The 18,975-nt window shown below is 67.8% G+C and carries 19 protein-coding genes and 3 pseudogenes; 13 read left to right on the top strand and 9 right to left on the bottom strand.

The features are described 5' to 3' along the window. Nucleotides 1-22: 22 nt before the first annotated feature. The 3 genes from TY51_RS01225 to TY51_RS01235 all read right to left on the bottom strand — a co-directional run bounded on the left by TY51_RS01225 (nucleotide 23) and on the right by TY51_RS01235 (nucleotide 2,558). Nucleotides 23-538 carry a CAP domain-containing protein gene (locus TY51_RS01225; protein ID WP_042244798.1) on the bottom strand — a complete coding sequence of 172 codons (516 nt, stop codon included), beginning with the start codon at nucleotides 536-538 and terminating at the stop codon, nucleotides 23-25. A gap of 158 nt (nucleotides 539-696) precedes the next feature. Beyond that, nucleotides 697-1,737 (bottom strand): ferrochelatase, encoded by a 1,041-nt coding sequence (gene hemH / locus TY51_RS01230; protein WP_042244802.1) that lies wholly within the window; start codon nucleotides 1,735-1,737, stop codon nucleotides 697-699. Next, nucleotides 1,734-2,558, bottom strand: a complete 825-nt coding sequence (locus TY51_RS01235) for an SAM-dependent methyltransferase (protein ID WP_042244804.1) — start codon at nucleotides 2,556-2,558, stop codon at nucleotides 1,734-1,736. Before TY51_RS01235 ends, hemH begins: the two co-directional genes overlap by 4 nt. A 31-nt stretch (nucleotides 2,559-2,589) precedes the next feature. Here TY51_RS01235 and TY51_RS24210 point away from each other — a divergent pair, with 31 nt between their 5' ends. From TY51_RS24210 to TY51_RS01255, 5 genes and pseudogenes are all read left to right on the top strand, one after another. Next, entirely contained in the window at nucleotides 2,590-2,865 is a 276-nt protein-coding gene (locus TY51_RS24210; protein ID WP_307533808.1) for a double zinc ribbon domain-containing protein, read from the top strand. Continuing rightward, nucleotides 2,835-3,323 (top strand): ComF family protein, encoded by a 489-nt coding sequence (locus TY51_RS01240; protein WP_307533810.1) that lies wholly within the window; start codon nucleotides 2,835-2,837, stop codon nucleotides 3,321-3,323. Before TY51_RS24210 ends, TY51_RS01240 begins: the two co-directional genes overlap by 31 nt. Nucleotides 3,324-3,352: 29 nt before the next feature. Next, nucleotides 3,353-3,610 carry a glutaredoxin 3 gene (gene grxC, locus TY51_RS01245; RefSeq protein ID WP_042244806.1) on the top strand — a complete coding sequence of 86 codons (258 nt, stop codon included), beginning with the start codon at nucleotides 3,353-3,355 and terminating at the stop codon, nucleotides 3,608-3,610. Continuing rightward, a pseudogene (locus TY51_RS01250) lies at nucleotides 3,610-4,487 on the top strand (carbon-nitrogen hydrolase family protein). Before grxC ends, TY51_RS01250 begins: the two are co-directional and overlap by 1 nt. A gap of 112 nt (nucleotides 4,488-4,599) precedes the next feature. Then, entirely contained in the window at nucleotides 4,600-4,950 is a 351-nt protein-coding gene (locus TY51_RS01255; protein WP_231558842.1) for a MarR family winged helix-turn-helix transcriptional regulator, read from the top strand. Nucleotides 4,951-4,963: 13 nt separating this feature from the next. Here the strand turns inward: TY51_RS01255 and ubiG are convergent, their stop codons facing one another. Next, entirely contained in the window at nucleotides 4,964-5,704 is a 741-nt protein-coding gene (gene ubiG / locus TY51_RS01260) for a bifunctional 2-polyprenyl-6-hydroxyphenol methylase/3-demethylubiquinol 3-O-methyltransferase UbiG (protein WP_042244815.1), read from the bottom strand. 51 nt (nucleotides 5,705-5,755) lie between these two features. Between ubiG and pip the strand changes: the two genes are divergently transcribed. From pip to infB, 7 genes and pseudogenes are all read left to right on the top strand, one after another. Continuing rightward, nucleotides 5,756-6,748, top strand: coding sequence for a prolyl aminopeptidase (gene pip / locus TY51_RS01265; protein ID WP_042244817.1), 993 nt, complete (start codon nucleotides 5,756-5,758; stop codon nucleotides 6,746-6,748). Next, complete coding sequence (locus TY51_RS01270) at nucleotides 6,745-7,209, top strand: TspO/MBR family protein (RefSeq protein ID WP_197054595.1); 465 nt, start codon at nucleotides 6,745-6,747, stop codon at nucleotides 7,207-7,209. The genes pip and TY51_RS01270 overlap by 4 nt, the downstream gene beginning before the upstream one ends. Before the next feature lie 130 nt (nucleotides 7,210-7,339). Further along, nucleotides 7,340-7,972 carry a ribosome maturation factor RimP gene (rimP, locus tag TY51_RS01275; RefSeq protein ID WP_042244820.1) on the top strand — a complete coding sequence of 211 codons (633 nt, stop codon included), beginning with the start codon at nucleotides 7,340-7,342 and terminating at the stop codon, nucleotides 7,970-7,972. Between the two features lie 3 nt (nucleotides 7,973-7,975). Then, the gene (gene nusA / locus TY51_RS01280; protein WP_042244823.1) at nucleotides 7,976-9,601 is read left to right on the top strand and encodes a transcription termination factor NusA; all 1,626 of its coding nucleotides are present in this window, start codon (nucleotides 7,976-7,978) and stop codon (nucleotides 9,599-9,601) included. Nucleotides 9,602-9,623: 22 nt separating this feature from the next. Continuing rightward, nucleotides 9,624-10,247 (top strand): RNA-binding protein, encoded by a 624-nt coding sequence (locus TY51_RS01285; RefSeq protein ID WP_042244826.1) that lies wholly within the window; start codon nucleotides 9,624-9,626, stop codon nucleotides 10,245-10,247. 8 nt (nucleotides 10,248-10,255) lie between these two features. Continuing rightward, entirely contained in the window at nucleotides 10,256-10,939 is a 684-nt protein-coding gene (locus tag TY51_RS24440) for a translation initiation factor IF-2 associated domain-containing protein (RefSeq protein WP_373960197.1), read from the top strand. Then, nucleotides 10,867-12,810, top strand: a pseudogene (infB, locus tag TY51_RS01290) (translation initiation factor IF-2); the annotation flags it as partial. The gene TY51_RS24440 and the pseudogene infB, both read left to right, overlap by 73 nt. Before the next feature lie 165 nt (nucleotides 12,811-12,975). On the opposite strand, the gene TY51_RS23865 reads toward infB, so the two are convergent. The 4 genes from TY51_RS23865 to TY51_RS01310 all read right to left on the bottom strand — a co-directional run bounded on the left by TY51_RS23865 (nucleotide 12,976) and on the right by TY51_RS01310 (nucleotide 15,695). Then, a complete protein-coding gene (locus TY51_RS23865) occupies nucleotides 12,976-13,104 on the bottom strand; it encodes a hypothetical protein (protein WP_042244829.1) in 129 nt (42 codons plus the stop codon). 121 nt (nucleotides 13,105-13,225) lie between these two features. After that, the gene (locus TY51_RS01300) at nucleotides 13,226-13,624 is read right to left on the bottom strand and encodes a (deoxy)nucleoside triphosphate pyrophosphohydrolase (RefSeq protein WP_042244832.1); all 399 of its coding nucleotides are present in this window, start codon (nucleotides 13,622-13,624) and stop codon (nucleotides 13,226-13,228) included. Beyond that, on the bottom strand, nucleotides 13,621-14,865 hold the full coding sequence (argJ, locus tag TY51_RS01305; protein WP_042244835.1) for a bifunctional glutamate N-acetyltransferase/amino-acid acetyltransferase ArgJ: 1,245 nt from the start codon (nucleotides 14,863-14,865) through the stop codon (nucleotides 13,621-13,623). Before argJ ends, TY51_RS01300 begins: the two co-directional genes overlap by 4 nt. Then, on the bottom strand, nucleotides 14,865-15,695 hold the full coding sequence (locus TY51_RS01310) for a peptidylprolyl isomerase (protein ID WP_042244837.1): 831 nt from the start codon (nucleotides 15,693-15,695) through the stop codon (nucleotides 14,865-14,867). Before TY51_RS01310 ends, argJ begins: the two co-directional genes overlap by 1 nt. A 205-nt stretch (nucleotides 15,696-15,900) precedes the next feature. Here TY51_RS01310 and secA point away from each other — a divergent pair, with 205 nt between their 5' ends. Beyond that, nucleotides 15,901-18,609: a preprotein translocase subunit SecA gene (gene secA, locus TY51_RS01315; RefSeq protein WP_042244840.1), complete on the top strand. Its 2,709-nt coding sequence runs from the start codon at nucleotides 15,901-15,903 to the stop codon at nucleotides 18,607-18,609. Here the strand turns inward: secA and TY51_RS01320 are convergent. Further along, a pseudogene (locus TY51_RS01320) lies at nucleotides 18,594-18,975 on the bottom strand (hypothetical protein); the annotation flags it as partial. The gene secA and the pseudogene TY51_RS01320 overlap by 16 nt on opposite strands.

The raw sequence follows: 18,975 nt of genomic DNA on the forward strand, positions 1-18,975 counted from the left end.
CCGCGACGGGGCCGCCCGACGCCTAGCGTCCGGTCAGCAGCGTCCACCAGACCTTGCCCGACGGCTCCTTGAACCACGCAAAGCCCAGCTGCGTCGCGGTCGGGTCCATGATCACGTCGCGGGTGTCGCGCGTGGACATCCATGCGGCCAGCGTCTCGATCTCGTTCTCGTAGGTCTCCGAGATGTTCTCGCCGATGATCTCTCCGGTGAATCCCTGACGCTGCGCCCGCTCCAGCGGCGACGACCCGTCCGACCCCCAGTGCCAGGCCCGGTTCTGCGCCGACATGTCGCGCGAATGGACCAGCGCCGCCGCCTCCAGCATGGGGCTGGGCTGCAGGGCGCCGACACCGATATTGCCGCGCAAGGTGTTGATCTGCTGCGCCACGCGCCCGGCGATCGCCGCGTTGTCATCGACCGGAGGGGCCACCGCCAAGCCTGGGTCCATCGGCATGGGCATCGCGGCAGGGGCCAGGTTGCGCGGCCCGCAGGCCCCCAGCACGACCAATCCCAGAATCGCAAGCGCGTTGATTTTCTTCATGTTCCGGCCACTCTCCTCGCGCGTATGGCCTAGTCCTATCCAATGCCTTGCACCGGATCAAACCCAACTTGGCGTGATCGTCATCGCCCGCCCCGGCGTGGTGCCGAAACGACAGACCGGACGGCGGCCCCCTCGCGGCGGGCTGCCGCGCGGACCTGTCAGCGCGGCTGGACCCACCCGCCGATGTTTTCGCGGATCACCTCCAGCATGACGCGGATATGGGACGGATCGTCGTTCAGGCAGGGGATGTACTGGAATTCGTGACCGCCGGCCTCCTCGAAGGCTTCCTTGATCTCGCCGTTGATCTCCTCCAGCGTCTCGATGCAGTCCGACGAGAACGCCGGAGAGATCACCGCGATGTCGGTATGCCCCTGCTTGGCCAGTTCGGCCACATGCTCCACCGTATAGGGCTTCAGCCACTCCTCGCGGCCAAAGACCGACTGGAAGGTCGTGTCGATGATCCCCTCGGGCCAGCCCAGTTCCTCGCGCAGCAGTCGCGACGTCTTCTGGCACTGGCAGTGATACGGATCGCCCTGCATCAGGTACCGCTTGGGCATCCCGTGATAGCTGGCGACCAGCTTTTTCGGCACCTTGCCGTCCAGCGCGCGGCGCACGCTGTCGGCCAGCGCCTTGATGTAGTCGGGGCGGTTCACATAGGGCTCGACCGTGCGCACGGCGGGCTGCCAGGTCTCCTTCATCAGGACGCGGAACAGCTGGTCGTTGGCCGTGGCCGAGGTCGGCCCCGCATATTGCGGATACAGCGGCAGGAACACGATCCGGCGACAGCCCGCATCGACCATCCGCCGCACCACGTCCCCGGTCGACGGGTTGCCATAGCGCATGCAGAAATCGACCATCACCTGGTCGCCCCATTCGTCATGCGCCATCTGCGCCAGCGCCTTGGTCTGGGCCTTGGTGATGGTCAGCAGCGGGCTTTCGTTCGCCTCGTGGTTCCAGATCAGCTTGTAGTTCTTGCCCGAGCTGAACGGCCGCTTGGTCAGGATCACCCCCTGCAGCAGCGGCTGCCAGATCAGGCGGTTCACGTCGACGACGCGGCGGTCGGACAGGAACTCGTTCAGATAGCGGCGCATCGACCAGTAGTCATAGCCGTCCGGCGTGCCCAGATTGGCGATCAGGATGCCAGTCTTGGCGGGCTTGACCGCAGGATGGTCGGCAGGCGCGTGGGTGGGTCTCATCATGACTTCCTGAGTTTTGTCAGCGCATCGGCCAGCGATGTGGTGGCCGATCCGGGGCGCAGGGGCTTTGGCTGGCTGTCCGAGGGCGCCCAGCCCGTCAGAAAGACCAGATCGAAGGTGACGGCGACACGGGACGGATCGTCGCGGTCGGGGCTGTGGATTGCCAGCAGGTCGGCGGCGCGGGCCAGCACGGCGCGCGGCGTGGGTTTGCGCAGGCGCGCGGCCATCGCGTTGCCCTCGCCCATGGCGCGCAGGTCGCGGCCCAGATGGAACAGGTCGCGATAGCTGGCGCGCTGCGGCAGCAGGTCGGCCACCGGCAGGGCCAGCCCGGCGCGGCCCAGCAGGCCGCCCAGGTCGCGGATCTCTCCCATCGGCAGGATGCGGGGCGACAGGCCGCCGGTGACCTCGGCCTCGGCCTGGGCCAGGGCGGCGCGGGGTTCGGACAGGGTCTGGCCGCCGAACATCACGCCGATGAACAGCCCGTCCTCGCGCAGGGCGCGTCGGCATTGCACCATCTGCCCCACCGGATCGTCCGCCCAGTGCAGCGACAGGCCGTGGATCACCAGATCATGCGCGCCGGGTTCCAGATCCAGCACCGGGTCGTCCGCGACCACCCGCGCATCGGGAAAGCGCGGGCCCCAGATGTCGGGGAAACCGGTCACCAATGCGGGGGCCGTAAAGGTTCTGTTAACCTCGACAAGCCTATCGTGGATCTCGTCGGCGGCGATCTGGTGGAACAGGTCGACCATCCCCTGCCGCGCGGCGCGGCTGCGCTGGCGGGTCAGGGCGGTGCGGTCGGTCAGGGCGGGTCTGGGGTCACTCATGGGACGGGAACATAAGGTGCTTTCGGGGGCGATGAAAGCCGCGCTGCGGCTGTTCTATCCGCCGCAATGCCTGTCCTGCGGCGCGGGCGTGGCGGACGGGGGCGCGGGTGCCGTGCATCTGTGCGCCGATTGCTGGCCCGAGGCCAGCTTCATCACCGGCGCCTGCTGCGATTGCTGCGGCGCGCCGCTGCCCGATGACGGGTCGGGCGCGGACATGGTGCTGGTCTGCGACGACTGCCTGGGCGCGGTGCGGCCCTGGTCGCGGGGCGCGCGGCGATGGTCTATGGCGGCACGGCGCGCAAGCTGATCCTGGCGCTGAAGCATGGCGACCGGCTGGACCTGGCCCCGCCCATGGCCGCCTGGCTGGCGCGGGCGGCGGCGCCGCTGGCGATGCCCGGCATGATCGTGGCCCCGGTGCCGTTGCACCTGCGCCGTCTGGCGAAACGCAAGTACAACCAGTCCGCGCAGGTGTCGGGCCGCGTGGCCCGCGCCCTGGGCCTGGATCACCAGGCCGATCTGCTGGTGCGGGTGCGTCACACGCAGGCGCAGGACCATCGCGGCGTGGCCGACCGCTATGCCAACCAGCAGGACGCGCTGGCCGTGCATCCGCGGCGCGCGGCGGGGCTGGCGGGGCGGCCGGTGATGCTGGTCGATGACGTGATGGCGTCGGGGGCCACGATCCACGCGGCATCGCTGGCGCTGTTGCAGGCCGGATCGGGGCCGGTTTCGGTGGCGGTGCTGGCACGCGCGGTCAAGGATCACTAGATAGAGGGCAGCCACCAACAAGGACCGCCATGACCATCGAGATCTATACCACCCGCACCTGCCCCTTCTGCATCCGCGCCAAGCAGCTTCTGGACCAGAAGGGCGCCTCCTATACGGAAATCGACGTCGGCGCTGATCCGGCGCTTCGCGACAAGATGACGAAACGCGCGGGCAAGCGCAGCGTGCCGCAGATCTTCGTGGGCACCACGCATGTCGGCGGCTGCGACGACCTGTACGCGCTGGAACGTTCGGGCAAGCTGGACCCGCTGCTCAAGGGCGCCGCCTGATGGGCGCGCTGACCGTCGGGCTGATCCAGCTGACGGTCGGCGACGACCCGGCCGCGAACCTTGGCCCCACGACCGCCCTGATCCGCGAGGCCGCGGGCCGGGGCGCACGGCTTGTCCTGACGCCCGAGGCCACGAACCTGCTGTCCCCCGACCGCGCGCGCCAGAAATCCCTGCTGCGCCCCGAGGATCAGGACGCCACCCTTGCCGCCCTGCGGGCCGAGGCGCAGGCGCTGGACATCTGGCTGCTGGTCGGGTCGCTGGCGCTGGCCAGCGGCGATGCGGACGGGCGGTTCGCGAACCGCAGCCTGCTGATCGCCCCCGACGGCACCATCGCGGCGCGCTACGACAAGCTGCACATGTTTGACGTGACCATCAGCGACACCGAATCCTATCGCGAAAGCGCTGCCTATCGCCCCGGCGACCGGGCGGTCACGGCCCCTGCGGCGGGGACGGTGCTGGGCATGACGGTCTGCTATGACCTGCGCTTTCCGCATCTGTACCGGACGCTGGCACAGGCGGGCGCGCGCATCCTGACCGTACCCTCGGCCTTCAACCCGGTGACGGGGGCCGCGCATTGGGAACCCCTGCTGCGCGCTCGCGCGATAGAGACTGGGTGCTTTGTGCTGGCGCCCGCGCAATGCGGAACGCATGCCGCGCCCACAGCCCCGACCGCCCCGCGCGGCGCAGCCACGGCCATTCGCTGGTCGTCGATCCTTGGGGCCGGGTGCTGGCCGATGGCGGGGACGATCCCGGCATCACCATTGCAACCCTTGACCTTTCGGCGGTGGATGAGGCACGGTCTCGCATTCCCTCGCTGTATCACGACAGGCCCTTTGCGGCCCCGGAAGGCCATGACGACACCTGTGCCCAACCCTGACAAAGCCGCCGAAGGCCGGTCCACCGACCGGCTGGCCGCAAGCCTGTTCGCCGAAGTGCTGATCGCCGAACAGCTGTCGCGCAACCTGATCGGCAAGGCGCTGCCCAAGGGGATGCAGATCTCTCACTTCTCGGTGCTGAACCTGCTGGCCCACGTGAACGAGGAACGCACCCCCGCCCAGCTTGCGGCAGCGTTCCACATCACCCGCGGCGCGATGACCAACACGCTGGCGCGGCTGGAATGGGCGGGCCATGTCCATATCCGCCCCGATTGGGACGATGCACGGCGCAAGTTCGTGTCGATCAGCACGGCGGGCCGGGCCGCGCGGGATCAGGCCATCGCGGGCTTCATGCCGCTGATCGCGGGCGTGGTCCGCGACATCGGCGCCGAGCGGGTGCGGGGCGCCCTGCCCGTCCTGCGCGAACTGCGCCTGCGGCTGGAGGCCGACCCGCCCAAGCCCTAGGCGCGCCGAAACCCTAAGCCCGGCGCGCCGTCATGATATAGTTCACCGCCAGATCCCGGTCCGACATCGACCAGCCGAAGGTGATCGGGTTGAACACCATCCCCTTGCGGTCCGCGACCATCAGCCCCGCCGCCTGCGCCTGTGCGGCCAGTTCGTCCGGGGTGATGAAGCGCGCCCAGTCATGCGTGCCGCGCGGCAGCCAGCGCATGATCCATTCCGCCCCGATGATCGCGGCACCGAAACTGCGCGCGGTGCGGTTCAGCGTCGACAGGATAAGCAGCCCGCCCGGGCGCAGCAGGTCGTGGCAGGTCGCGACAAAGGCCGCGGGGTCGGCGACATGTTCGACGATCTCCAGCGCCAGCACCACGTCGAACCGTTCGCCCGCCGCCACCAGCGCCTCGGCCGTGGTGGCGCGATAATCGATCGTCAGCCCCTGCTGATCCGCATGGGCCTGTGCCACGCCGATGTTCACCTGCGTCGCATCCGCGCCCATCACGTCCGCGCCCAACCGCGCCATCGGTTCGCTGGCCAGCCCGCCGCCGCAGCCGATGTCCAGCACCCGCAGCCCGTCAAACGGCCTCAGGCTGCGCCGGTCGCGCCCGTATTCGGCGGCGATCTGGTCGCGGATGTAATCCAGCCGCAGCGGGTTCATCAGGTGCAGGGGGCGGAACTTGCCGTTGGGGTCCCACCATTCGGCGGCCATCGCCTCGAACTTGGCGATCTCGGCTTGGTCGATGCTGCTGGGGGTGCTCATTGGGGGGCGGTCCTTCTGGCGGGCGGCGTTGTCTGTGCTTATAGTGGCAGGATGGACCGATTGGCAGGACAAATCTCCGCGTCACATGGCCGCCTTCACCCGGCGGTCGAACCCTTTGCCCGCCACGAGATCGACGTGGGCGACGGCCACATCCTGTATGCCGAGGAATGCGGCAACCCCCAGGGGCGGCCCGTCCTGGTGCTGCATGGCGGCCCCGGCGGCGGCTGCAGCCCCTACATGCGGCGCTTTTTCGATCCCGAGCATTTCCGCGTCGTGCTGTTCGACCAGCGCGGCTGCGGGCGGTCGCGGCCCACCGCGTCGGTGCAGGCCAACACCACCGCGCATCTGATCGACGACATCGCCCTGATCCGCGCCCGGCTTGGCATCGACCGCTGGCTGCTGTTCGGGGGCAGCTGGGGGGCCACGCTGGCCTTGGCCTATGCGCAGGCGCATCCGGACCATGTCACGGGGCTGGTGCTGCGCGGGGTGTTCCTGGGGATGCGGTCCGAACTGGACTGGTTCTATGGCGGCGGCGCGGCGCGGTTCTTTCCCGACCTGTGGGAGCGGTTCCAGGAACCCATCCCCGAATCCGAACGCCACGACATGATCGCGGCCTATCACCGGCGGCTTTTCGACGACGACCTGGGCCGCCAGGCGCGATTCGCGCAGCCCTGGCTGATGTGGGAAAACGCGCTGGCCGGGTTGCAGTCGCAGGCCGCGGGCCATGCCCCGGCCGATTACGCCCGCGCCTTTGCCCGGCTGGAGAATCACTATTTCAGCAACGGCTGTTTCCTGGACGAGGGGCAGCTGCTGCGCGACCGCGCGCGGATCGAGCACCTGCCGGCGATCATCGTGCAGGGCCGCTATGACATGGTCTGCCCGCCCGCCAGCGCGCACCGGCTGGCCCAGGGCTGGGACCGGGCCGAACTGCGGCTGGTCCCGGCATCGGGCCACGCCCTGTCCGAACCCCGCATCACCGCCGAACTGGCCGCCGTCATGGACGGCATCCGCGACGAGGACCGCAGCCGGAGGGCGCCCCGATGATCCTTTTCCCGATCTTCCTGCTGGCCAGCGTGGCCGCCGCCGCGACCGGCATCATCTTCAAGCCCGGACCGTGGTACGACGGGCTGCGCAAGCCCGGCTTCACCCCGCCGAAATGGGCCTTTCCCGTGGCCTGGACGATCATCTACCTGCTGTCGGCCTGGGCCGCGACGCGGGTGGCGGGCCTGCCCGGCGCGGGGCCCGCGCTGGCGCTGTGGTCGGCGCAGATCGCGCTGAACACGCTGTGGACGCCGGTCTTCTTCGGGGCGCGGCAGATGGCGACGGGCATGGTCATCATCGCCACGCTGCTGGTGACGGTCGCGGCCATGACGGTGGCCTTCTGGTCGCTGGACTGGCGGGCGGGGGCGATGCTGTTGCCCTATCTGGCATGGCTGGGCGTCGCGTCGGGGCTGAACTGGCGCATCTGGCGCGACAACCCTGCGGTGCCGGGGCCCGCCGCCTAAGATTGCTTGCATCCGCGACCGTGTCCGGCTATAGGACCGATCAACAGCGGTGCAGGCGTCCAAACCCTGCCCACCGGAACTTCCGCATGGGGCCCGCTGACGGCCCCTTTTTCCTGTCCAAGAGGATCTGATGTCCGACGATCTGCCCGTCACGAACGACCTGATCGCCAAGACCGCGATCGACCGCCGCCTGGCCGAGATCATCACCCCGGTGATCGAGGATCTGGGCTATGAGCTGGTGCGCGTCCGCCTGCAGGGCGGCAAGACCGCCACGCTGCAGATCATGGCCGACCGACCCGAGGGCGGCATCAACGTCGACGATTGCGCCCAGATCTCGACCGCGGTCAGCGCGTCGCTGGATGTCGAGGACCCGATCGAGGACAACTATCACCTCGAGGTGTCCAGCCCCGGCATCGACCGCCCCCTGACCCGCCTGAAGGATTTCGTGTCCTTCGAGGGCTACGAGGCGCGTCTGGACCTGAACCAGGCCATCGACGGGCGCAAGAAATTCAAGGGCCTGCTGGCCGGCGTCGAGGGCACCGAGGTGCTGATCAACATCGAGGACCAGGGCCAGACCCACACGATCGGACTGGAGTTCGACCTGCTGTCGGACGCGAAGCTGGTCCTGACGGACGAGCTGATCAAGGAAATGCTGCGTCAGAAGAAGGAAGCCGGGGTCGAGATCGACAACCTGGACGAAACCGCCTTCGACGAGATCGAAACCGATGATGACGGCGCCACCGCCGCGCAACCCAAGGAGTGAGTGATGGCGATCACCTCTGCCAACCAGCTTGAACTGCTGCAGACGGCCGAAGCCGTCGCCCGCGAGAAGATGATCGAGCCCGAGCTGGTCATCGAAGCGATGGAAGACAGCCTGGCCCGCGCCGCCAAGTCCCGCTACGGCGCCGAGATGGACATCCGGGTCAAGATCGACCGCAAGACCGGCAATGCCAGCTTCACCCGCGTGCGCACGGTCGTGGCCGACGACGCCGTCGAGAACTATCAGGCCGAGGTCACGGTCGAGCAGGCGAAACCCTATCTGGACAACCCCCAGATCGGCGACGAGATCATCGACCAGGTCCCGCCCGTGGAACTGGGCCGCATCGCCGCGCAATCCGCCAAGCAGGTGATCCTGCAGCGCGTCCGCGAGGCAGAGCGCGACCGCCAGTACGAGGAATTCAAGGATCGCGCCGGCACCATCATCAACGGTGTCGTCAAGCGCGAGGAATACGGCAACATCATCGTCGATGTGGGCCGCGGAGAGGCGATCCTGCGCCGCAACGAGAAGATCGGCCGCGAAAGCTATCGCCCGAACGACCGGATCCGCGCCTATATCAAGGACGTGCGCCGCGAGACGCGCGGACCGCAGATCTTCCTGTCGCGCACCGATCCGCAGTTCATGGCCGAGCTGTTCAAGATGGAAGTCCCCGAGATCTATGACGGCGTGATCGAGATCAAGGCCGTTGCCCGCGACCCCGGTTCGCGCGCCAAGATCGCCGTGATCAGCCATGACAGCAGCATCGACCCGGTCGGCGCCTGCGTCGGCATGCGCGGCAGCCGCGTGCAGGCCGTCGTCGGCGAACTGCAGGGTGAAAAGATCGACATCATCCCGTGGAACGAGGATCAGGCCACCTTCCTGGTCAACGCCCTGCAGCCCGCCGAGGTCAGCAAGGTCGTGTTCGACGAGGAGGCCAACAAGATCGAGGTCGTCGTCCCCGACGAGCAGCTGTCGCTGGCCATCGGCCGTCGCGGTCAGAACGTGCGTCTGGCCAGCCAGCTGACCGGCCTGGACATCGACATCCTGACCGACGAGGAGGAATCCAAGCGTCGCCAGGCAGAGTTCAACTCCCGCACCGCGCTGTTCATGGAACAGCTGGACCTGGACGAGTTCTTCGCCCAGCTGCTGGTGGCCGAAGGGTTCACCAACCTGGAGGAGGTCGCCTATGTCGACCAGGACGAGCTGCTGACGATCGACGGGGTCGATGCCGACACCGCCGCCGAGCTGCAGGCCCGTGCCCGCGACGTGCTGGAGGCCAAGAACAAGGCCGCCCTGGACGCCGCGCGTGCCTTGGGCGCCGAGGACAGCCTCATTGAATTCGAGGGTCTCACTCCCCAGATGGTAGAGGCGCTGGCCAAGGACGACGTCAAGACGCTGGAAGATTTCGCGACCTGCGCGGACTGGGAACTGGCCGGTGGCTGGACCACCGTCAACGGCGCCCGCGTCAAGGACGAAGGCCTGCTGGAACCCTATGGCGTGTCGCTGGAAGATGCCCAGACCATGGTCATGACCGCGCGCGTCATGCTGGGCTGGGTCGACCCGACCGAAATGGACGGCACGGACGCGGAAGACGACCTGCAGGACGATGACGACAACGAGGAGGCCGGGGCCTGATCGCCCCGGATCGGAACACAGATTGAGCCGTGGTGGACATGACAAGGACCGGGACGACGACCCGGAACGCCGGTGCATCGCCACCGGCGAGGTGCAACCCAAGCGGGGGCTGATCCGTTTCGTGATCGGCCCCGACGGGCAGGTCGTGCCGGATCTGGCGGAAAAGCTGCCCGGTCGCGGCATCTGGGTCGCCGCCGACAAGGCGGCCCTGAACAAGGCGGTGACCAAGGGACTGTTTTCCCGCGCCGCCAAGGCGCCGGTCCAGGCCGCCCCCGACCTGGCCGACCTGGTCGAGGCGGGCGTGGCCCGCAGACTGGTCGATCTGGTGTCGCTGACGCGGAAATCGGGCCGCGCGGTGGCGGGGTTCGAAAAGGTCAAGGGCTGGCTGGCCGAGGGGCGCGCAAAGGTGCTGCTGCAGGCCAGCGACGGCTCGGAACGCGGCAAGGGCAAGCTGTGGACGCCGACCGGCGGACGCTGGTTCGGTTGCCTGACCGCATCAGAATTGGGTTTGTCCTTTGGGCGCAGTCATGTCATACACGGCGCGCTTGCGAAGGGTGGCCTGACGGACAAGGTGATCTTGGAAGCCGGCAGACTAACGGGTCTGCGCGGGCATGACGACGGCAATACGGCCGTCGGGAAGGAATGAAGACGCAGATGAGCGACAAAGACGGAAAAACCCCCCTGGGCCTTGGTGGCGGCAATCGCCCCGGCGCAGTCAAGCAAAGCTTCAGCCACGGTCGCACCAAAAGCGTCGTCGTCGAAACCAAGCGCAAGCGCGTCGTGGTGCCCAAGGCAGCCGCGCCGATGACGGATGCCCAGAAAGAAAAGAACCCGCTGACCGCCCGCATGGCCGGCGACAGTTCCAAGCGCCCCGCCGGCATCTCCGATGCCGAGATGGAGCGCCGCCTGAAGGCGCTTGCCGCCGCAAAGGCCCGCGAGGCCGATGACGCCGCCAAGCGCCTGGCCGACGAGAAGGCCCGCGAGGAAGAGCGCGAGCGCCGCCGCGCCGAGATTGAGGCGAAGGCCCGCGAGGAGCGCGAGCGCGAGGAAGCCCTCAAGGCCAAGGCCCTGGCCGAAGCCTGGCAGCCCAGGACGCCGCCGACGAGGCCCGCCGCAAGGCAGAGCCCCGCCAGGAACGTCCCAAGCCCTCGGCCGGACAGACCAAGCCCGACGCTCCCGATCAGGCCGCGATCGAGGCTGCCGCCTCGCGCGCCGAGACCAAGGGCGTCACCACGGGCGTGGCCCGCAAGACCGACCGCGTCGAGCGGACGGATCGCGACAAGACCGCCAAGGCCAAGACCACCGACGACAACCGTCGCGGCGGCAAGCTGTCGCTGAACCAGGCCCTGAACGGCGAGGGCGGACGCCCGCGCAGCATGGCCGCCATGAAGCGCAAGCAGGAACGCACCCGCCAGAAGGCGATGGGCCAGTCCGCCCGTCCCGAAAAGCAGTTCCGTGAAGTGCGCCTGCCCGAGACCATCGTGGTCCAGGAGCTGGCCAACCGCATGACCGAACGCGCCGCCGACGTGGTCAAGTCGCTGATGAAGATGGGCATGATGGTCACGGCCAACCAGCCCATCGACGCCGACACCGCCGAGCTGGTGATCGAGGAATTCGGCCACAAGGTCCTGCGCGTCAGCGACAGCGACGTGGAACAGGTCATCACCACGGCCGACGACCGCGACGAGGACATGGTCACCCGTCCCCCGATCATCACGATCATGGGTCACGTGGACCACGGCAAGACCTCGCTGCTGGACGCGATCCGCAAGGCATCCGTCGTGTCGGGCGAGGCCGGTGGCATCACCCAGCATATCGGCGCCTATCAGGTGACGACCGACAGCGGTGCCGTCTTGTCCTTCCTGGACACGCCCGGCCACGCGGCCTTCACCTCGATGCGCGCCCGTGGCGCGCAGGTGACGGACATCGTCGTGCTGGTCGTGGCCGCGGATGACGCGGTCATGCCGCAGACCATCGAGGCGATCAACCACGCCAAGGCGGCGGGCGTCCCGATGATCGTGGCGATCAACAAGATCGACAAGCATTCGGCCGATCCCCAGAAGGTCCGCACCGACCTGCTGCAACACGAGGTGGTCGTCGAGGCCATGTCGGGCGACGTGCAGGACGTCGAGGTTTCGGCCAAGACCGGCCTGGGCCTGGACAACCTGCTGGAAGCCATCGCGCTGCAGGCCGAGTTCCTGGAACTCAAGGCCAACCCCAAGCGCGCCGCCCAAGGCGCGGTGATCGAGGCGCAGCTGGATGTCGGACGCGGCCCCGTGGCCACCGTCCTGGTCCAGCACGGCACCCTGCGTCGCGGCGACATCTTTGTCGTCGGCGAACAGTGGGGCAAGGTCCGTGCGCTGATCAACGACAAGGGTGACCGCGTCGAAGAGGCCGGCCCGTCCGTCCCGGTCGAGGTTCTGGGCCTGAACGGCACCCCCGAGGCCGGCGACGTGCTGAACGTGGTCGAGACCGAGGCGCAAGCCCGCGAGATCGCCGAGTTCCGCGCCCAGCAGACCAAGGACAAGCGCGCCGCAGCCGGTGCCTCGACCACGCTGGAACAGATGATGGCCAAGGCCAAGGCGGACGTGAACGTGTCCGAACTGGCGGTCGTCCTCAAGGCCGACGTGCAGGGTTCGGCGGAAGCCATCGTGCAGGCCCTGGAAAAGGTCGGCAACGACGAGGTCCGCGTGCGTGTGCTGCATTACGGCGTGGGTGCGATCACCGAATCCGACATCGGCCTGGCCGAAGCGTCGGGTGCCCCGGTCATTGGCTTCAACGTCCGTGCCAACGCGCCCGCTCGCAATGCCGCCAACCAGAAGGGTGTCGAGATCCGCTACTACTCGATCATCTATAACCTGCTTGACGACATCAAGGCTGCCGCATCGGGCATGCTGTCCAACGAGATCCGCGAGAACTTCATCGGTTACGCGACCATCAAGGAAGTGTTCCGGGTCACGGGCGTCGGCAACGTCGCAGGCTGTCTGGTGACCGAGGGCGTGGCCCGTCGTTCGGCCGGCGTCCGCCTGCTGCGCGACAACGTGGTCATCCACGAGGGCACGCTGAAGACGCTCAAGCGCTTCAAGGACGAGGTCAAGGACGTCCAGTCCGGCCAGGAATGCGGTATGGCCTTCGAGAATTACGACGACATCCGCCCCGGCGATGTCATCGAGATCTTCGAACGCGAAGAGGTCGAACGCTCGCTGTAAGCGGTCGTCACGATCATGCGAAAGCCGGGCGATCCGATCGCCCGGCTTTTTGCGTTCCGGATGCCGGCGCCGTGACGTCGGCATGAAAAAGGGAGCGATCCTTTCGGACCACCCCCGGTATTCATGCGGTTCCTTGGCGCAACGCTCCCCCTTGCGCCGGAACGGTCAGTGGCCGACCGGCTTGCCCTCGAAGGTGCGGTTGCCGACGCGGACAAGGATGTTGCCGTCCGGGGTCGAACCCTCGAACAATCCCTGGATCGAGATGTAGCTGCCGACGGAAATAGTGCGAATCATGTCAAGCCTCCTCTTTGCCCTGAACAAAGTTAGTCATGAAATGGTTAAAAAATCGTTCGCAACTTGATCATCTACGACTTTTTTCAGCAACAATGCAACCGGATCCCTCAAATTTGCGACACTATAGCCACATCTGCAGGGCCGGGATCAGGGGAATGTCGGCTGCGGGCATGGGGTAATCGCGCAAATCGCGGGCCCTGACCCAAGACAGCTGCTGCCCCTCGCGCGGCTGGACGATTCCCTGCCAGCGCCGGCAGGCGAACACCGGCATCAGCAGGTGGAAAGTGTCATAGGCGTGGCTGGCAAAGGTCAGCGGCGCCAGGCAGCTGTTCCAGGTCAGGATGCCCAGCTCCTCCTCCAGCTCGCGGATCAGTGCGGCCTCGGGGGTCTCTCCGGGTTCGACCTTGCCGCCCGGAAACTCCCACAGGCCGGCCATGGACTTGCCCGGCGGGCGCTGTGCCAGAAGCACGCGCCCGTCGGGATCGATCAGTGCCACGGCGGACACCAGGACGGTCTTCACGACCGGTAATCCGCATTGATGTCGATATAGCCATGCGTCAGATCGCAGGTCCACACCGTCCGCGCGCCCTGCCCCAGGCCCAGATCGACGCCGATCCGCAGGTCCTGGCCCTGCATGTAGGCGCTGGCCGCGGCCTCGTCATAGTCCGGGTCGCGCCAGCCGTCGCGCGCCACGACCATGTCCCCGAACGCGATCCGCAGGCGGTCCCGATCGGCCTGCGCGCCGGACTTGCCCACCGCGGCCACGATGCGGCCCCAGTTGGCGTCCTGTCCGGCGATGGCGGTCTTGACCAGCGGCGAATTGGCGATGGACATGGCCACGCGATGCGCGTCGGCATCGTCCACGGCCCCGGTCACGGCGACCTCGACGAACTTGGTCGCACCCTCGCCGTCGCGAACGACCTGATGGGCCAGATCCCGCATCACGCCATGCAGCGCGGTCACGAAATCGCGGCCCGCCGGGCTGTCCAGATCGGTGACCGGCGCACCCGCCCCCTGCCCCGTCGCGGCCAGGATCAGCGCGTCCGAGGTGGACGTGTCGCTGTCCACGGTGATCGCGTTGAAGGTCGCGTCCAGCCCCGAGGCCAGCGCCTGTTGCAGCACGCCTGCGGGCACCGTGGCATCGGTGAACAGATAGACCAGCATCGTGGCCATGTCGGGCGCGATCATCCCGGACCCCTTGGCGATGCCGGCGATGCGGGTGCCGTCGGCCAGGGTCGCGGACGCGCCCTTGGGGAAGGTGTCGGTGGTCATGATGGCGCGGGCCGCATCGGCCACCCCGCCCGCGTCCAGGCCGCGCGCCAGATCGCCCACGATGGCCACGATCCGCTCATGCGGCAGCGGCTCTCCGATCACGCCGGTCGACGAGGTGAACACCCGCCCCTGCGGCAGGTCCAGCGCGCCCGCGACGGCCGCGCAGACGGCATCGACCGATTGCTGGCCCCGTGCGCCCGTAAAGGCGTTGGCGTTTCCGGAATTGATCAGGATCGCCGCACCGTCCGGCGCGTCGCCCCCCTGCGCCAGCTTGGCCTGGTTGTCCAGGATGCAGGCCGCGCGCGTGGATGACCGGGTAAAGGCCCCGGCCACCGTGCTGCCCGGCGCGATGCGGATCAGCGTGACGTCGCTGCGGCCCTGATACTTGATCCCGGCGGCCGCGCTGGCGAAATCGACGCCCGCGATCACCGGCAGGTCGGGAAACCGCGCGGGCGCCAGCGGAGAGACGGGCAGACCCGCCTTTCCCATCACTCGGCCTCCAGCAGGTCGGTGGCGTTCAGCTGGGCGGGATCGACGCCCTCGGTCTTCTGCACGTCGGCGGCGGTCACCAGGCTTTGGATCTGGGCCTCGACCTTTTCGCGCAGGACCATCTGGCTGATCTGGTCACGGACCTCGGCCAGGGGGGGCGCCTCGCGCAGGCGGGTCTCGTTCAGCTTGATGACGTGCCAGCCGAATTCGGTCTCGACCGGTTCGCTGATCTGGCCGGGCTCCAGCGCGGCGACGGCCTCGGCAAAGGGCGGCACCATCTGGTCGGCGGCGAACCAACCCAGGTCGCCCTTGTTCGGACCCGACGGCCCGGTCGAGTTCGCCTCGGCCACGTCGCCGAAATCGGCGCCGCCATCGACCTCTGCCTTCAGTTCGGCGGCCTTCTCCTGGGTCTCGACCAGGATATGGGCGGCGTTGTATTCCGTCACGCTGCCCGCTTCGGCGAACAGGCGGTCATAGCTGGCCTGCAGCTCCTCCTCGGTGGGCTCTGCCTGGGCGATCTGGCTGACCGCGGCCGAGGCCAGCGTGTTGCGCCGCTGCAGCTCCAGCTGGGCGCGCACGCCCGCGGTGTCCTCGGCGGATTCGGCCACGGCGGTCTGGCGGATCAGCTGGTCCAGCATCACGTCCCACAGCGCCTGGTCGGGCATCTCGGCCATGGACGGGTCCTGGATCGACTGCTTCATGACGATCATCTGGCCAAGGGTGATCTCCTGGCCGTTGACGGTGGCGACCACCTGGTCGGCATCCTGCGCCATGGCGGGGGCGGAAACGGCGGCCAGCACGGCGGCGGCCAGCAAAGTCGATCGGGTCATGGGGATGGGTCCTTTCACGGCGCGCACCCCCCGCGGGGGCCGGGCCAACATTGACAGTCAGGTGGGCTGCGCCTACATCCAAGCCAACTCCGTGGAAGGCGCCGCCGCCGCGTTCGTTCAACGCCCCTGATACGGCAATGCGACCGGCGCGGGCAAGTGGGCCGCAGGTGACGTCCCTTCCCGACAACGTGATGGCGAAGGTAACATGATCGGTAATCTGGCGAAGATGGTCTTTGGCACGCCCAATGACCGCAAGGTCAAGGGCACGCGGGCGCTGGTCGCGCGCATCACCGCCCTTGAGGACAGCTTCAAGGCATTGTCCGATCAGGGGCTGGTCGACAAGACCGCCGAATTCAAGACCCGCGTGGCGGGGGGCGAATCGCTGGACGACATCCTGCCCGAGGCATTCGCCAACTGCCGCGAGGGCGCACGCCGCGCGCTTGGCCTGCGGGCCTTCGACGTGCAGCTGATGGGCGGGATCTTCCTGCACCAGGGCAACATCGCCGAGATGAAGACCGGCGAGGGCAAGACCCTGGTCGCCACCTTCCCCGCGTACCTGAACGCACTGTCGGGCAAGGGCGTGCATGTCGTCACCGTCAACGACTATCTGGCGAAACGCGATGCCGAATGGATGTCCAAGGTCTATGCCCAGCTGGGCATGTCCTGCGGCGTGGTCGTGCCGTTTCAGCCCGAGGGCGAAAAGCGCGAGGCCTATGCCTGCGACGTGACCTATGCCACCAACAACGAGCTGGGCTTCGACTATCTGCGCGACAACATGAAGGGCAGCGTGGCCGAGATGGTCCAGCGCGGTCACAACTTTGCCATCGTGGACGAGGTCGACAGCATCCTGATCGACGAGGCCCGCACGCCCCTGATCATCAGCGGGCCGTCGCAGGACCGCAGCGAATTGTACCGCATCCTGGATGCCTATGTTCCGCTGCTGACCGACGAGCATTACAAGCTGGACGAGAAGGCCCGCAACGCGACCTTCACCGAGGACGGCAACGAGTTCCTGGAGACGCGCCTGCAGGCCGACGGCGTCCTGCCCGAGGGGCAGACCCTGTATGATCCGGAATCGACCACCATCGTCCACCATGCCAGCCAGGCCCTGCGCGCGCACAAGCTGTTCCTGAAGGACCAGCATTACATGGTGCGCGACGGCGAGGTGATGCTGATCGACGAATTCACCGGCCGCATGATGAAGGGCCGCCGCCTGTCGGACGGCCTGCACCAGGCGATCGAGGCCAAGGAAGGCGTCGAGATCCAGCCCGAGAACGTGACGCTGGCATCGGTCACCTTCCAGAACTATTTCCGCCTGTACGGGCGCCTGGCCGGCATGACCGGCACGGCATCCACCGAGGCCGAGGAGTTCGCCGAGATCTACAAGCTGGGCGTGGTCGAGGTTCCGACCAACCGCGGCATCGCGCGCATCGACGACCATGACCGCGTCTATCGCACCGCGGTCGAAAAGAACGCGGCCGTCGTCGAGGCGATCAAGGAGGCCCATGCGAAAGGGCAACCCATCTTGGTCGGCACCACCAGCATCGAGAAATCGGAGCTGCTGTCCGAGATGCTGAAGAAGGACGGCGTGCCCCACAACGTCCTGAACGCCCGACAGCACGAGGCCGAGGCCCAGATCGTGGCCGATGCCGGCAAGGTCGGCGCGGTGACCATTGCCACCAACATGGCCGGTCGCGGCACCGACATCCAGCTTGGCGGCAACGTCGAGATGAAGGTGATGGAGGCCCTGAAGGCCGATCCCGACGCCAACCCCGACGAACTGCGCGCCCGGATCGAGGCGGAGCATGCCGGCGAAAGGGAAAAGGTCCTGGCCGCGGGCGGTCTGTTCGTGCTGGGCACCGAACGCCATGAAAGCCGCCGGATCGACAACCAGCTGCGCGGCCGGTCGGGCCGTCAGGGCGATCCGGGACGTTCGCTGTTCTTCCTGTCGCTGGACGACGACCTGATGCGGATCTTTGGGTCCGAGCGTCTGGACAAGGTCCTGTCGACACTTGGCATGAAGGAGGGCGAGGCGATCATCCACCCGTGGGTGAACAAGTCGCTGGAACGCGCCCAGGCCAAGGTCGAGGGGCGCAACTTCGACATCCGCAAGCAGCTGCTGAAGTTCGACGACGTGATGAACGACCAGCGCAAGGCGATCTTTGGCCAGCGCCGCGAGATCATGGACAGCGACGAGGTCGGAGAGATCACCGCCGATATGCGTCACCAGGTGATCGAGGACCTGATCGACGACCACATGCCGCCCCGCAGCTATCCCGAGCAGTGGGACACCGAGGGGCTGAAGACATCGGTCCGCGAGCGTCTGAACCTGAACCTGCCGGTGGCGGATTGGGCGGCCGAGGATGGCGTGGACCATGACGCGATGCGCGAGCGGATCACCGCGGCCAGCGACACCTATATGGCTGACAAGGCCGCGGCCTTTGGCCCCGAGACGATGGTGCAGATCGAGAAGCAGGTCCTGTTGCAGCAGATCGACCAGAAATGGCGCGAGCATCTGATGACGCTGGACCACCTGCGGTCGGTCGTGGGATTCCGCGGCTATGCGCAGCGCGACCCGCTGTCGGAATACAAGACGGAAGGGTTCCAGCTGTTCGAGACGCTGCTGGACGGTCTGCGCTTCGACGTGACGCAACGGCTGGCGCAGATCCGGCCGCTGACCCAGGCAGAGCGCGACGAAATGGCGGCGCAGATGACCCGCCAGCAGCAGCAGGTCCAAGAGGAGGCGTCGGCGGAAGCCGAAGCCGCCCCGCCCGCCCCTGCCGTCGAAGGTCCCGCCGCCCCGCGTCCGGGGTTCGACGAGGCCGACCCCTCGACCTGGGGAATGCCTGCGCGCAACGACCCGTGCCCCTGCGGCTCGGGCAAGAAGTTCAAGCACTGTCACGGCGCGATCTGAGCATCACGCGGGGCGCGGCCTGCGTCCCGCGATGGCGGTCGCGCCCGCCGGGTGAGGGGCAAGGCCCCCACCGCCACCCGGGCGCGACGGGGCGCTGACGCGCCCCTAGCCCAACCGCGGGGGCAGCGCCCACCGCGCAGCAGGTCGGCGGGGGCCATCGGTTTCTTGCCCGCCCGCTGTGCCAGCGCGATGCGCACCGCCCCGGTGCCGCAGGCGATGGTGAAATCGGGCAGGACCGTTCCCGGCGCCCCCTGACCCTGCGCGACGCTGCTGGCCAGCAGTTTCACCCGTTCATCACCGACCATGCACCACGCCCCCGGAAACGGCGACAGGCCGCGGATCTGGCGGTCGACCTGTTCGGCGGGT

Origin of the sequence: Paracoccus sp. PAMC 22219, assembly GCF_000787695.1 — a bacterium.
GTDB lineage: Bacteria > Pseudomonadota > Alphaproteobacteria > Rhodobacterales > Rhodobacteraceae > Paracoccus.